Raw genomic sequence first — 14858 nt, 5'->3', positions numbered from 1 at the left:
CGAAAATCTGCGCACTAAGCGGCCGGTTCTAGGGGTCTGCTCATCGCTTCCCGGTTACGGCTTCAGCGACAAGCCGGCCGCGCCGGGGTGGGGGGATCGAGCGGATATCCGACGCGTGGTGCGAACTGGTGGCCCGGCTCGGCTACCGGCGGTTCGGCGCCCCGGGCAGCGACTGGGCACCAGCATCGCCACGAGCATCGGTCAACGGCAACCCGATCGGGTCGCCGGCATCCATCTCATGCCGCCGCTCGCACCGCCCGATCCGGCCACGTTGGACGACCTCACCGGTGCCGAGCGGGCGGCGCTCGCGACACTGCGGGAGGCGGACGAATGGGGCTCCGGATACTCGGCGCAGCAGCCGACCCGGCCGCAGACGGTCGGCTACGGGCTGGTCGACTCGCCGGCCGCCCTCTGCGCCTGGATCGTCGAGAAGTTCTGGTCGTGGACCGAAGTTCTGGTCGTGGACCGACTCCGGTGGCGACCTGCATCGGGTTATTACCCGGGATGAGCTGCTCGACAACCTGATGCTCTACTGGCTGCCCGGCACCGGTGCCTCATCCGCTCGGCTGTACTGGGAAAGCCTCCGGCAGGTCAATGAATGGATCTCCGGGTCGGCCGGCGCGCCGGTGACCGTACTCACCGGCTGTTCGGTCTTCCCCAAGGAGCTGCAGCGCCCGTCTCGGCGGTGGGCGGAGCGCCGGTTCCCGAACATCCGGTACTGGAACGAGTCCGGCAAGGGCGGCCACTTCGCGGCGTTCGAGCAGCCGGCGTTGTTCGTCGACGAGGTCCGGTCATTCTTCCGGCTGGTCCGCTGATGGTCACCCGTACTCGGTAAGCGGCTGGCTAAAGATCAACAAGTGCCCATCGGGTGTCCGTACGTTGAAGTCGCGCATCCCGTAGGGCCGGTCAGCCAGTGGCTCGACGATGTCGGCGCCGCGGGCGCGCAGCTCGTCGTGGCAGGAATCGACGTCGTCGACGACAACCGTCACCCTGGCCGGGCCGACGCTGCTTTCGGCGTACAGGTGGAACTCGGCGGTGTCGCGGATCACGGCCGCGTAGCTAGGTGGGGTCTCCCAGGTGAATATGGTGTCGAATCCGAGCACGTCCGTGAAGTACGACCGCGCTGCCTGCACATCTCGGCACGGCAGCACGGGAACCGCCACCCGCATGACCATTCCGTCACCTTACCTGACTTTGGCTCAAGATCCCTGATCTTGGGTAGGGTGCTGGCTGTTGAGCTGCGGTTTCGTCGTGTGAACGGCGAAAATCTGCGCACTAAGCGGCCGGTTCCAGGCTGTCTCTCGTGGCGTATGTGCGCACGGTGAAGACGGCGTCGGGGGCCGGGGCGGTGCAGATCGTGCACTCCTCGCGTCGCGGGTCGCGGGACATCGAGCACATCGGCTCGGCGCATGACGATGCGGCGTTGGAGGCCCTCAAGGCGGTGGCGAGGCAGCGTCTGGCTGTGGGGCAGCCCGAGCTCGACTTTGGCCCGGACTTCGCGGCGTTGCAGGCCGGCAGTGGTGCTGGTGGTGGGCCGCTTGCGATCACGTCGTCGCGGATGGGGTACCTGTGGGACGCGCTCGGCCACGCCTACCAGCTGTTGGGGTTCGAGGAGCCCGCTGGTGGTGACGAGGTGTTCCGATTACTGGTGCTGGCACGGATCGTCGAGCCGACCAGCAAGCTGGACAGTCTGCGGGTGGTCGAGGAGGCAGGTTTCGACCCGCCGGCGTACGCGACCCTCAAGCGGCGTCTGCCCGCGTTCGCGAAAGAGTCCTGGCGGCAGAAGTTGGCCGCGGCGTGCGCCCGCACCGCTGATCTGGGGCCGGCGTCACTGGTTCTCTACGATGTGTCCACCTTGTACTTCGAGACCGATGCCGGGGACGGGTTCCGTGAGCCCGGGTTCTCCAAAGAACGCCGCCTCGAGCCGCAGATCACGATCGGGCTGCTCACCGACGCAAGCGGGTTTCCGTTGATGGTTAACGCGTTCGAGGGCAACCGGGGCGAGACCACTACGATGCTGCCGACCATCCGTGCGTTCATGGATGCCCACCAGCTGGCTGATGTCACGGTCGTTGCCGACGCTGGCATGATCTCTGCGGCCAACCAGCAGGCCATCGAGGCCGCGGGGTTGTCGTTCATCCTCGGCGCGCGGATACCCGACGTGCCGTACGTGGTCCAGGCGTGGCGCCACGAGCACCCGGATGAGCAGATCCCCGACGGGCACATCTTCACCCAGCCCTGGCCTGCCGGCCCCAAGGACCAGCGCCGCGACCAGATCATCTACTACCAGTACCGGGCGGACCGGGCTCGGCGCACCCTGCACGGCATCGACGAACAGGTCGCCAAGGCCGAGCAGGCCGTCGCCGGCAAGACCGCGGTCAAACGCAACCGGTTCATCCAGCTCACCGGCGCCACCAAGAGTGTCAACCGGACCCTGGAAGCCAAGACACGCGCCCTTGCCGGCCTCAAAGGCCACGTCACCAACCTCCCGGACGTCACCGCCGAGTTCGTGATCGACGCCTATCACCGACTGTTCCACATCTGCCCTCACCCGCGTCCACGACCGCGGTGCGCACTAATTTGAGCCAAGTCAGGTTTTACGTTGCTTTTACCTGGGCGACCATTCATCCGCTCCGAGGCACCGTTCGGCGACTTCGGGATCCCGCCCCGCCGGCTCGTCCCTACACTCGAATCCTGGGCAAGTGTGTGTGGGGGAAAATGGAGCACTCACGACTGGTCGTCCATCGCACGGTGCTCGCGGTGGATATCGAAGGTTACGGCAACCAGGGCAGGACCACGCCGCACCGGCTCGTGGTACGACAAGGGCTCGACCTCGCGCTACGGCGTGCCTTCAAGGAGGCTGGGGTGCCGTGGTTCGATTGCCGGCACGAGAGCACCGGCGATGGAGCCCTCGTGCTCGTGCCGGCGCAGGTCCTCAAAGGACCGTTCGTCGAAGTTCTTTCCGGGGCACTGGCCGGGGAACTTCGGCGGCACAATGAGACGCACCGGGCCGAGGAGCGGATCCGGCTGCGAATGGCGCTCCACGCGGGAGAAGTCGCCTACGATGACCAAGGGGCGACCGGTCCCGCGATCAATCAGACATTTCGCCTGATTGAAGCTCCTCAGCTCAAGATCGCATTGGCCGAATCGCCGGGAACGCTCGCGCTGATCACTTCGACGTGGTTCTTCGACGAAGTCGTCCGCAGTAGTCCGATGGTGGACTCCTCGACGTTTCGGCCGGTGCGAGTGGCCGTGAAGGAGACCGCGACCGTCGGCTGGATCAGCCTGCCGGATCACCCGTACCCGCCGAGTACCGGAGAGCTCGTTGCGGTGGAACCGGAGCAACCGCCGCGGCGGCCGGAAGCGGCGCGTTTCCCGCCCGCGGTGAGCGGCCGCTCCACGCTTCCCCGTGACCTGCCCGCTTTCACCGGTCGTGCTCAGGAGCTGGCCGAGCTCACCGCGACGGTGTCCACCGCCGCAGGGCAGGGCACCCTGGGGATGGCCGTCCACGTCGTGGACGGCATGCCGGGCATCGGGAAGACGACGTTCGCGGTCCGCGCCGCCTACCAGCTCGCCGGCTACTTCCCCGACGGCCAGGTCTTCCTCGAACTGCACGGCCACAGTCCCGGCCAGGCACCCGTGGACCCCGGTGATGCCCTGGCGTCGCTGCTGCTGCTCCGGGGCGTTGCCGCGATCGACATTCCCGCCGGCTTGGACGATCGGGCCCGGTTGTGGCGGGAGAAGCTGGCCGGGCGGAAGATCCTGCTGCTGCTCGATGACGCCGTCGGTGACGAGCAGGTCCGGCCGCTGCTGCCCGGCAGTCCCGGAAGTCTCGTGCTGGTCACCAGCCGGCGGCGGCTCGAGTCCGTCGCCGACGCCGGCCCGGTCTCGTTGCAGACCCTCCCGCCACCGGACGCCGCGGCGATGTTCCAGCGCTACACCGGTGCGCATCGGCACGATCCCCGAGCCGTGGCCGAGCTGATGGCGATGTGCGGGTACCTGCCGCTGGCCATCACGCTCACGGCCGGCCGGCTGCGCAATCACCCGTGCTGGACGCCCGAGCAGCTGGCCGACGACCTCCGGCGCTCCCGCAACCGGATCACGATGCTCCGCGCGGGCAGCCGAACCGTGGCCGCGGCGTTCGACCTCTCCTACCGGGACTTGAGCCCGGACGAGAAACGGCTCTTCCGCCGGCTCGTCCTGCACCCCGGCACCCGGATCGAGGTGCACGCGGCCGCGGCGCTCGACGGCGAAGATCCGGAAGCGACCGGTGAACGCCTCGATGCGCTGTACCTCAACCACCTGCTCGAAGAAGTGGCGTCCGGGCGCTATCGCCTCCACGATCTGACTCGGGCCTACAGCCCGACCCTGAGCAGCGAAGATGGTGACGACAAAGCCTTCGAACGCCTGCTCGACCACTACCTTTACGCCGTCCGGTCGGCGACGCGGTTCGTCGCCACCCGCGGCCCGCGCCCGCAGATCGCCGCCGAGCCGCCGGCGGGGACGCACGAATTCGAGTCGAAGGGCGAGGCGATCGCCTGGTTGAGCGCGGAACGCGCCAACCTCGGTGCCTGCATCACCTCTGCCGCGGTCCACGGCCACCTGCACCGGGCCGCGGAACTCGCGGTCGCGCTCCACCCCTACCTCGAGCAGCACGGCTACTGGCACGACGCCCACCGGATCGACCAGACCGTGCTGGCCGCGGAACTGGCGGCGGGCAACCTCACGGACGAAGCGGCCACCCGCGCGGACCTGGGCCGGGTGCAGAGCCTGCTCGGAGACTATCCCGCTGCGGTCGAGCACCTGATCCGAGCGCGGGACCTGTGTGCCGGATCGGGCGACCGGCTCGGCGAAGCCGCGGCGCTGACCGAAATCGGGTTCGCTCGAATGGAGCTCTCCGAGTACCCGGAGGCGATCGAGTACCTCACCCGTGCCCGTGCGCTCTACGAAAAACTGGGGAATCCGTTCGGTGTCGCCGGCGCACTCGGCAGCCTCGCGAGCGTGCAGTTCCGGCTCGGGCGGCATGACGCCGCCCGAGCTGATGGCCGGCGGGCTCTTGCGCTGTACACCGAGCTCGGCAACAGGCTCGGTGAAGCCTTGAGCCTGCTCTGCATCGGCTGTACCTACGGTGTCTGCGGGGACTACGCGAGCGCGATCGACACCTTCGATCAAGTGCTGTCCCTGTCCCGGGAGCTGGGTGACCGGTACACGGAGGCCAGGGCGCTGAACAACCTCGGCCGGCTGCACCACGCGGGCGGCAACTTCAGGCTGTCGCTCAGGTACCTGGAGCGCGCCCGGGTCCTGTTCGGTGACGATCGGGCCTGGCAGGCCGAGAACCTCAACAATCTCGGCGGCCTGGCCCTGGCCTGGCCCGAAGCGGGTGACCCCGGCGAGTTCTACCGGCAAGCCCTCGGCCAGTCGAGAGCCATCGGGCTCCGCCTGCAGGAAGGACGGGCGCTCGAAGGGCTCGGACGATGTTCGTTGAGAGCCGCGGACGTCGCAGAGGGCGTTGCCCGGCTGCGGGAGGCATTGGTCGTGTTCGATGAACTGAAGGCTCCGGAGGCGAAGGCGGTGAGTGCCGCTCTCGCGCATTTTGCCGGTGGGTAGCGCATGGGGCCCCGCGCGGACGGCCCGGTCAGGATCCAGCGACCGGGCCGTCCTTCGGCTCAGCACACGAAGCCGGGACGCGAGAAACCTAGTGATCGTTGAGGTAGTAGTGGTTGCTCGTGTGCTGGTAGTTCGGACCCAGGTAGACCGCGACGCCGATGTTCACGTGTTCCGGGAGGTCGTGCGTGCCACCATCGGAAGCCCTGGCCGTGGCGCAAGATCCCAATCCACCGGAGGCGGTGAGCCGGTAAACGACGCGGTAGCCGCCCGTACTCTCCTGGACGGCGACATCGACCCGGGCCGAGAGCCCGTCGGCCGCCGTGTCGCAGACGGACACGACGTCACCGTTCTCTTCAACGTAGACAGTGCCACCCTTGTCGGCGTCTGTGGTGGTCCACGTGTGGTCCCAGCTACCGCCGGGAGGGTCCACGGTGGCCGACGCCGATGTCGCGGTCATGAGTGTGCCGCCGGCGACGAAAGCGGTCGTCGCGACCAAGGCCGCGATCTTGTTGCGCATTGCATGACTCCCATTCTCACACCCGCACGGAGAAATCCGAGCGAGCTGTCGTTGATTTACCTTTTCGTCCACGCGCCGCGTCGGACGGCTTTTCCGGTGGAGGGTCAGGGCTTCTCGAAGTGCTGGTAGTCGATCGGGGTGTCCCAGGAGCCGCCCCAGGTCCAGCCGCGGGAGACGAAGGCCCGCTCGGTGACGTCGCCGGCGTGGATCATGCCGCGCACGTTCTGTGTGCGGTCGACGTAGGGCGCGCCGTTCGGCGGGTAGACCGCGCCGCTGCCGGAGATGTAGGGGTTCTGCACGGTGTTGATGTCGATCGCGCGGCCGTAGGAGTGGTTGGACCACGCGGTACCGCCGGTGATCGCCCGGCAGTTGAACGCCGAGGTGTTGTTCGCCGCCATCGAGGCGTCGTCGTCGGAGTTGTACTTCTCGACGGTTTCCATCCGTTCGATGGGGAACCGGCCGAAGTACAGGTCGGCGAAGGTGCGGGCGACCTCGAAGGCGCGGTCGGCGTTGACGACCAGTTCGCCCCGGTGCACGGCACCGTCGAAGCCGAGGTGGCTGAGGTTGATCAGCCGCAGCTGGTCGGGCCCGACCGGGCATCCCTCGTGCCAGCTGTTCCCGAGCCGTTCGGCGCTGACCGGCTTGATGACGGCGATGTAGGGCGCGAGCCCGCTCCCGGCGGGAGCGGCGACTTCCACGGTCTGCGGCGGGGTGGCCGCCGGCGCCGGTACGGCCACGGCCAGGACCGCGGCGAACGTGAACGTGATGGTGGCCAGAATTTTGGTTCTCAGATTCACTGCGAAAGTCCGCTTTCTTTCGATTTTCTATTACTGCGGAGGACCCCGCCGCAGCCGGACAACCTCGGCGCAAACCGTCGGCGGAGCATTACCCGCACGAAAAAGACCGGCTTGTCCGCGGATGTGCCACGGTTCGACGGGTGGGTTCAGCCTTCCCCGGTAAATCAACCCCAGTTATCGAGAGTGCCCGCCCTCTGCTACCCCAGTCGGGTGAGGCACTCTTGCCAGGCCGACCGTGCCAGTCGTGCCTGAACGGCGTCAAGCGCCCCGAAACGTTTTACCCCTGCCCGAAGGGTCCGCCGAAACGGGAACCTTCGCGCGTCGTGCCGTGACCTGCGAAATCGGCACCACGGGGGCCGTCTTGGCGTCGAAGGGGCGTCGATCTTCGTGAAAGTGCCCTTCCCGGCAGCGACAGCGCGACGCGGATCTGCCCGAGTTCGGTGTTCTCGCCGTTGACCTGTGGAAAGCTGAGCTCGTGCCGGACGATTCGGAGTGGCTGCCGCCGGAGGGCGCGGGTGGTCACGAGAGCGTCGACCTGACCGCCGAGACCCGCCGGCTGCGCGTGCTGGGGCGGCGGGCGCTGGTCCTCGCCGCGCTGTGGCTCGTGGCCGCCGGTGGTGTCTTCACCGGGCTCGCCCTCTACGAATCGTCCGCCGGCAGGCTCCTGCAAGACGGTGTCCGGGTGCCCGGGACGGTGCTGATGCTCGAACGACACCCGCCCGGGATCTACGTCTCCTACTCCGTGCGGGGCAAACTGCACTTCGCCTCCGTCCGCCTCAGCTCGAAGCGGCGCTACGCCGAGGGCGCGCCGGTCACGGTGGTCTACGACCCCGCCGACCCGAACCGCGCGCGCACGACGCTGGAAGACGGTGTCGATCCCCGCGGGCCCGCCTTCTTCTGGATGGCCGGCGTGGGCCTGGTGACGGCCGTGGTCTTCAGCCTGATCGGCTGGGGCCGGTGGTCGATGCGGCACGAGGCTGTGGTGCGCACCGGCTGGCGGCCGGCCGCGGTCACCGTCCGAACCGACCCGGGGAGGTACGGGCACCGGCCGGATCTGCTCGTCGAGTACCGCGACGGGAGCCGGGCGGCGCTGCGGGCGACGCTGTCCAGCCACGGCGCCACGAGGCTGCGGCACCAGCCCGGCCGCGCGGCGTGGGTGGGCGGCACGGGCAGGGAAATGGTCGTCCTCTTCGATACCGGGTGGCGGCTGTACGCGGTGCCGGCGTACGGACGGGAACCCCGGACGTGGCCGGGAACCTAGCCCGCACCGGACCGGACCGTGGATCGGTTCCGCCGTCGGAGGTTCGTCACGCCTGGTCGAGGCGTGGGTAGAGCACCTCTTCGACCAGCAGGAGGATCGCCGCGGCGACGGGGATGGCGACGAGCGCCCCGATGATGCCGAGCAGCGCGCCGCCGAGCAGGACGGCGACCACGGTGACCAGCGCGGGAACCTTGAGCACGTTCCCGATGATCTTCGGCACCAGCAGGTAGTCCTCGACGAGCCGGTAGACGACGAAGAATCCCACGGTCGCCAGGCCTACCGGAAGTGAGACGGTCAGCGCGACGAGGCTCACCAGGACGCCGCCGACCACGGAGCCGATCACCGGGACGAGGTCGAGCACCGCGACCGCGATCGCCAGGAGCGCGGCGTAGGGGACGCCGAAGATCAGCAGCCAGATCAGGGTGAGTGCGCCGGCGATGACGGAGACGGCGAGGTTGCCCAGGACGTAGCCGCCGACCTTGGAGAAGATGTTGTCGCCGATGAGGATCGCCCGCGGCCGGCGGGAGTGCGGGATGAGCCGGTACATCGTGGCGCGGATGCGGGGCAGGTCGGCGACGAAGTAGATGGTGAGGACGATCACGATCAGCGCGTCGGTCACGACGTTGAAGACCGCTTTGCCGGCGCCGAGGACGCCGCTGGTGAGGCCGCCGCCGGAGCTGAACGCCGACTCGATCGCCTGCTGCAGGTGGAAGCGGTCGTTGAGCCGGCCGAGGAAGGTGTTGTGGTCCTGTGCTTCGCGGAGGTACTCCGGGGCCTGCTTGACCAACGCGGTGGCCTGTTCGACGATCACGGGGATCGCCGCGGCGAGGAATCCGCCGGCGGCACCGAAGGCGACGACGAACACCGTGGTGACGGCGAGCCAGCGCGGGAAGCGGTGCGTGACCAGCCACGAGACGGCGGGTTCCGCGCCGATGGCGAGGAACAGGGCCAATCCGACCAGGACGAGGATCTGCTCGGCGCCGGCGAGGAGCTGGATCAGGCCGTAGGTCACGGCTACCCCGGCCGCGGCGGCCATGCCGATGAAGAACGGCGACCGCCGATCGAGCCGTTTGCCGATGCCGCCCAGCGGCTGTTCCGGAGTGCTGATTTCCGCGGCTTCGGCTTCGGCCTCGGCGACCGTGCCCTCTTCGTCATCGCTGTGGGGCTGCCCCACCAGCGGGTGATGTCCTTCGGCGGCCGGATCGGCGGGGGGAGTCATGGGCACCGCACTGTCTCGCACCCGGGGTGCGTGGAGGAAGGCCGGCGCGGCCCGTGGTGACGGATCCGCGCCCGAGTGATCGGCTGTGAGCTCAACCGCGAGCAGGGTAGCCGCCCCGCCCGGAGTTGAACCGGCCGTACGTCGGCTGTTATGCGGATGGCACTCAGCCGAGGGGCCGCCTCGGTCTTCGTCAGTGGAGACGCGCTGTGGTGACCGCCTTTCCGGGCGGAGTCCACGACGGTCGCCTGCTTCGGCCACGGCCCTCATGCGGACAGGTATCAAGGCGCCGCCGGCTGTCTCTGAGTGAGGGACAGTCCGGGAGGGGAGCCACCATGAACGAAGCGATGGAGGCTGGTTGGCGGCGGTATTTCGCCAACAGCGTCATCAGCGGTGACCGCGGTGAAATCGACGCGGCGACGCGTGCGGCCCTGGCCGCGGTGGGCCGTGGTGTCTCCGAAACGCGGGCCAAGGAAGCGGGCAAAGCCGAGGCCAAGCGGTATCGGGAAAGCCTCCAGCACGCCAGTGCGCCCGGCGGGGGACCCGTGTTCGCCGGCAACGCGTCCCCGATGCCGGCCGACTCGCGAATGCCCGGCAGGGCCTCGTTCGCGGCGAGCACCGAAGACTGGCCCGCCTTGTTCGCGCCGCGGCTGCTCGCGGCGCCGGTCCGGTGGGGGTGGCAGGGCGCGGAAACCGCGGATCCGCCGCCGCCGGTCCCCGCGCCGCTGCAGCTCGGGCCGAAACCGGCCTGGATCGAACCGCCGCACCCCGACGTCGGCCCCTTGCACGCCCGGCGGTCGCAAGCCACGCGGAACCTGGTCGTGCGCCTGACGCTGGCGGTCGTCGCCTTCCTCGCCTTCGGGGTCTACCAGGCGACCGTCGCGAGCAAGGTCGCCCACCTGGGCGGGCGGGAGGCGACGAAGGTCTACGGCTACCTCCTGCCCGCCGCGGGGATCCTGATGGGGTTCTGGGTCCTCCAGGCGCTGGGCGCGATGCGCCGGGCGTCGGCGAGCATCCGCGCCTTCCAGCAGCCCTACCTCGCCTTGCGCGCCGCCGAAAAGCAGCGGCACCAGCAGGCGCTCCAGCAGTGGGACACCGCCGTCCGGCAGCACCAGGCCGAGCAGAACGCAGCCCGGCAGGCGCTGGCCCGGCACCGCAGCGGTCCCCTGTGGTACCCCGTGCACCCGGTGTCGGAACCGACCAGGGTCGACGTCTTCGGTGGCGACCCGCACCGGTTCGGGTGGGCCTGCCTGCTCGTCACGCTGGGTACGTCGCTGCTGGTCCGCGGGCACCGCCTGACCGTCCTCGACCTCACCGGCCAGGAGGTCGGCGGCGAGCTGGTGCGGATCGCCGCGGCCAAGGGCATGCGGACGCGCCGGACGGTCCTCGACGAGGGCTCGGACGTCGACCTGCTGGCCGGCCTGTCCCAGCACGACGTCGCCGAGAGCCTGGCGTACGCGCTGACCGAGCGGGCGGACAGCGGCGCGACGAGCGGTGGCGAGCAACGCGAGGAGCGGGCCTTGGCCACCGAAGTGTTCGGGCAGGTGCTCGCCTGCCTGGACCAGCCGCTGACCTTCGCCCGGCTTGCGGCCGCGCTCCGGGTGCTGCGCCGCGGAGGCGATGTCGAAACGCTGGCGCCGCACGAGGTCGGCCGGCTCGTCGACGGGATCGGCGAAGTCGACCAGAACGAATGGACCGGCCGCCGGCTGCGGTACTGGGCGAGCCGGCTCGACGTGCTGCACCGGCTCGCCCCCGCAGGGGGACAGGCGGGGCCGCTGTGGTCGCGCGACGACGTGTCGCTGCTGGCCACCCCGGGCGGCCGTGACGACCGCACGGAGCTGATCGACCGGCTGCTGCTGCAGCTGGCGCGCCAGGCGATGCGGGTACCCGGGCTGCTCGGCTCGCACCTCGTCGTGGCGGGCGCCGACCGGCTCGGCGCGAGCACCGTGGCAGCGCTGTCGGAGCAGGCGCGCGCCGCCGGGATCCGGCTGGTGCTGTTCCTCGACCAGCCGCAGGGCGACATCGAGAAGACCGTGGGCACCGGCGGGGCCGTCTGCATCATGAAGATGTACAACCACCGGGACGCCACGATCGCGGCCGAATTCATCGGCAAGGGCCACAAGTTCGTCGTCAACCAGGTGACCTCCCAGTTCGGCAGGACCTTCACCGACGGCGGCGGCGACAGCTTCTCGGCGAACACGACGGCGGGCTCGAACAGCACCCGCAAGCGGATGCGCAACGAGCGTGGGCTGTCCGACTCCCGCGGGCACGCCTGGACCGGCAGCCGGAACTGGTCCGCCGCCGACAACATCGGCACCTCGACCGGCCGCGCCCGGGTCTACGAGTTCATCACCGAACCCCAGTCGATCCTCGGGATGGCGCCCACGGACTTCATCCTGGTCGACAACTCCGGCGAAGACCGCCGGGTGCTGATGGCGAACTGCTACCCCGGGATCTGCGTCATGGACCGGGTGTCGAGCGTGCCGGCCGGGGCGGGGCGACGCGCATGACGCCGTGGCGGGACGTCGAATTCCACGAACTGACCGAGGTCCCGGCGCCGCCGCCGTCCGAGGCGAAGGACCGCAAGGACCGTCGTGACACCGGCGACGACAGCGACGGGCCGTTGGCCGCGTCGCTGGGCGGCGCCCACTCGAGCCTGCTGGCCGGGGGAAACCCGGCGGCCGCGCTGGCGACGGCGTGGATCCGGCCGCGGCACACCAGGAGCCTGCGGTTCCTGCTCGGGGGGCTGCCGGACTTCCCCCTGGCCGCCGGGAGCCCGGACCGGTCCGGCGACGGCCGCGCACCGGAGGTGCTGTTCCCGCCCGGCGCCCGCGCCACCCCGCTGCGCCCGGCCGAGGTGGCCGAGCTGCTCGGCGGCTTCCGGTTCTGGGTTCCCTGCATCGGCACGCCGGACGCGCTGTGGGCGCCCGCGGCGTCGAAGCAGACACCGAACGGCCGGCGTCGCGGGTCCTTCGACCAGCACGTCGCGCACCTGCGCGACCCGTTCGCCTGGCTGGTGCTCGCCGAACCACTGCCGCCGCACCGGGTCCAGCCCGAGCTGGACCGGCTGGTCGGGGAGATCCTGCCGCTCTCGCGCGGCGAAGTGGGGGAAGCCAAGCGGATCACGCTCGAACGCAAGCAGGCGCGGCACCGGGAACTCACCCGGTCGCAGGCCGAGCACACCTGGCGCGTCCGCGTGCTCGTCGGCGGGGTCGACGAGGCCGAAGCGCGCCGCTCGGCGGCGATGCTGTGCGCCGCCGCCGATCTGCAGGACCAGCCGTACGTCCTGACCCCGCTGGGCCCGGCCACCGCCGATCCCGGCCCCGATGCGGGTGCCTTCCTGGCCACCACCGATCTGCTGGTCCCGCTGACCCGGCCGCCCCGGCGTGAGCTCGGCGGGGTGCGGGTGGTCGACCCGCACCGCTTCGACGTGACACCGGAGCACTCCCACCCCGGCGGGGTGAAGCTGGGCGAGGTGCTCGACTCGGCGCGCACCGAGGCCGGGGGCGTCTCGCTCGGCCACGACTCGCTCAACCGGCACACGTTCGTCTGCGGCGCCACCGGCAGCGGAAAGTCCTTCACCGTCCGGCACCTGCTGACCGAAGCGACCCGGGCCGGCCTGCCCTGGCTGGTCATCGAGCCGGCGAAGGCCGAGTACCACCGGATGGCCAACCGGCTCGAGCGAATCGGCCGGACGCCGGCCGGGGCCACCCCGGAGGTGGTGGTGATCAAGCCGGGTGCCCCCGAGGTGGCGCCGGCCGGCTTCAACCCCCTCATCCCGGCCGTGTCCCCGGCGGACGGCGACCGTGCGGAGAAGAGGTTCTCGCTGCAGACGCACCTCGACCTGACCCGTGCGCTGTTCCTGGCCGCCTTCGAGGCCCACGAGCCGTTCCCGCAAATCCTCGCCACCGCGTTGACCCGCTGCTACGAGGAACTCGGCTGGGACCTGGCTCTCGGCGAGCCCACCCATCCGCGGGGACGGCCGCGCTACCCGACGCTCGGCGATCTGCAGCGGGTGGCCCTGAACGTCGTCGCCGAAGTCGGCTACGGCCCCGAGATGGCGGCCGACGTCCACGGCTTCATCACCGTGCGGCTGGGCAGCCTGCGGCTCGGCACCACCGGCCGGTTCTTCGAAGGCGGCCACCCCCTCGACTTCGCGAAGCTGATGCGGCGCAACGTCGTGTTCCAGATCGAGGACGTCGGCGACGACGCCGACAAGGCGTTCCTCATGGGTGCCGTGCTGATCCAGCTGTCGGAGTACCTGCGCATCACCCTCGGCGGCACCACCGAAAACCCGCTGAGCCACCTCACCGTGATCGAGGAGGCGCACCGCCTGCTGCGCCGTCCGGACCCCGGGGCGACCGGCGCGGCCTCGCAGGCCGTGGAGATGTTCGCCGCCCTGCTGGCCGAGGTCCGCGCCTACGGCGAGGGCCTGGTCATCGTGGAGCAGATCCCCGGCAAGCTGGTGCCCGACGTCATCAAGAACACCGCCGTCAAGGTCGTCCACCGGCTGCCCGCCGAGGACGACCGCAAGAGCGTGGGCGCCACCATGAACCTCGGCGAAAGCCAGTCGCGCTACGTCGTCTCGCTCGAGAAGGGGGAGGGCGCCGTCTTCACCGACGGCATGGACCGGCCCCTCCTGGTGCGCGTCCCGAACGGCCGCGGCGCCGAGAAAGGCGACCTGGTGCCGTCCGCGCCGGTGACCGGCCTCATCGGGCGCCGGAGCCCGACCTGCGGCGACGCCTGCCGGGCGGAGGCCTGCACGCTGCGCCAGATGAGCGAAGCCCGCCAGGTGCTCGCCCGGTACCCGGTGCTGACGATCTGGGTCGAGCTGACTGTCCTCGCACACCTGGTCAACTGCCGCAATCCCACCCTCGACCCCGGCTACCGGCGCCTCCTCGGCGCCGTGCCGCCCCGGATCCTGCAGTGCGCGGTCTCCCACGCGGTCGATGATGCCGTCGACGTCAGGTCCGGGCAGCTGCAACCCGACCTGTCCCCGGCGGAGCTCGCCCGGCATTGCCGCGCCGTGCTGATGGAGTCGTTGTCCGGAGACGGGGAAAACCACTGCCACGGCGACGATTGGGGTTTCCTGGCGAAGCCCTACCAGTGGGAACCCGTCGAGCAAAGCCTCGAGCAGCAGGCGCCCGGCTACCAGCGCCATCCGTCGTCCGACGCCTGGGAACGTCGCTACGACCGGGCCATCCCGGGAGAAGACTGCTTCGACCAGCTGACCGCGGTCCGAGGCTGGAACGATCGCGCGCAGGAAGACCAGAGCGTCCGGGACGCGGTCACGTTCGGCACCCGGCGGCCCTCGGTGCTCGAGCGGGCCATCGGTGGCGTGGTCGCCGACGGCGAGAGCTGGGACGCCAAAGCCGTGGCGGCGACCATGCCGTTCGCCGACGACGGGTGGTCGCTGCTCCACCTCGTTCCCCGCGTGCGGCAGAGAAAAGAGGAGTGACC

General features: G+C 70.1%; 10 protein-coding genes and 1 pseudogene. 7 read left to right on the top strand and 4 right to left on the bottom strand.

Features of this window, described 5'->3' with window-relative positions:
• The first annotated feature begins 238 nt into the window (after positions 1-238).
• Together AB0F52_RS16710 and AB0F52_RS16705 are read left to right on the top strand one after the other, a co-directional pair.
• Positions 239-508, top strand: coding sequence for a hypothetical protein (locus AB0F52_RS16710; RefSeq protein WP_360170933.1), 270 nt, complete (start codon positions 239-241; stop codon positions 506-508).
• A gap of 16 nt (positions 509-524) precedes the next feature.
• Complete coding sequence (locus AB0F52_RS16705) at positions 525-815, top strand: hypothetical protein (RefSeq protein WP_360170930.1); 291 nt, start codon at positions 525-527, stop codon at positions 813-815.
• A 3-nt stretch (positions 816-818) separates the two neighbouring features.
• Here the strand turns inward: AB0F52_RS16705 and AB0F52_RS16700 are convergent, their stop codons facing one another.
• Complete coding sequence (locus AB0F52_RS16700) at positions 819-1175, bottom strand: VOC family protein (protein WP_053731577.1); 357 nt, start codon at positions 1173-1175, stop codon at positions 819-821.
• Positions 1176-1348: 173 nt separating this feature from the next.
• Here AB0F52_RS16700 and AB0F52_RS16695 point away from each other — a divergent pair.
• Positions 1349-2542: pseudogene (locus tag AB0F52_RS16695) on the top strand (IS1634 family transposase); the annotation flags it as partial.
• Positions 2543-3240: 698 nt separating this feature from the next.
• Entirely contained in the window at positions 3241-5607 is a 2367-nt protein-coding gene (locus AB0F52_RS16690) for a tetratricopeptide repeat protein (protein ID WP_360170926.1), read from the top strand.
• A gap of 88 nt (positions 5608-5695) precedes the next feature.
• Here AB0F52_RS16690 and AB0F52_RS16685 read toward each other — a convergent pair whose 3' ends face one another.
• On the bottom strand, positions 5696-6124 hold the full coding sequence (locus AB0F52_RS16685) for a hypothetical protein (RefSeq protein WP_360170923.1): 429 nt from the start codon (positions 6122-6124) through the stop codon (positions 5696-5698).
• A gap of 104 nt (positions 6125-6228) precedes the next feature.
• Positions 6229-6921: a M15 family metallopeptidase gene (locus tag AB0F52_RS16680; RefSeq protein WP_360170920.1), complete on the bottom strand. Its 693-nt coding sequence runs from the start codon at positions 6919-6921 to the stop codon at positions 6229-6231.
• Positions 6922-7396: 475 nt separating this feature from the next.
• Between AB0F52_RS16680 and AB0F52_RS16675 the strand changes: the two genes are divergently transcribed.
• Positions 7397-8182 carry a DUF3592 domain-containing protein gene (locus AB0F52_RS16675; protein ID WP_360170917.1) on the top strand — a complete coding sequence of 262 codons (786 nt, stop codon included), beginning with the start codon at positions 7397-7399 and terminating at the stop codon, positions 8180-8182.
• Positions 8183-8228: 46 nt separating this feature from the next.
• Here AB0F52_RS16675 and AB0F52_RS16670 read toward each other — a convergent pair whose 3' ends face one another.
• Complete coding sequence (locus AB0F52_RS16670) at positions 8229-9356, bottom strand: AI-2E family transporter (RefSeq protein WP_360172003.1); 1128 nt, start codon at positions 9354-9356, stop codon at positions 8229-8231.
• A 377-nt stretch (positions 9357-9733) separates the two neighbouring features.
• Here AB0F52_RS16670 and AB0F52_RS16665 point away from each other — a divergent pair, with 377 nt between their 5' ends.
• Together AB0F52_RS16665 and AB0F52_RS16660 are read left to right on the top strand one after the other, a co-directional pair.
• Positions 9734-11908 (top strand): hypothetical protein, encoded by a 2175-nt coding sequence (locus tag AB0F52_RS16665; protein ID WP_360170914.1) that lies wholly within the window; start codon positions 9734-9736, stop codon positions 11906-11908.
• Positions 11905-14856 (top strand): ATP-binding protein, encoded by a 2952-nt coding sequence (locus AB0F52_RS16660; RefSeq protein WP_360170911.1) that lies wholly within the window; start codon positions 11905-11907, stop codon positions 14854-14856. The genes AB0F52_RS16665 and AB0F52_RS16660 overlap by 4 nt, the downstream gene beginning before the upstream one ends.
• Positions 14857-14858 lie beyond the last annotated feature (2 nt).

Origin of the sequence: Amycolatopsis sp. NPDC024027 (genome assembly GCF_040638975.1) — a bacterium.
GTDB lineage: Bacteria > Actinomycetota > Actinomycetes > Mycobacteriales > Pseudonocardiaceae > Amycolatopsis.
Note: the sequence above shows the minus strand (reverse complement) of the source record. Positions and strands in the feature narration are given on the sequence as shown.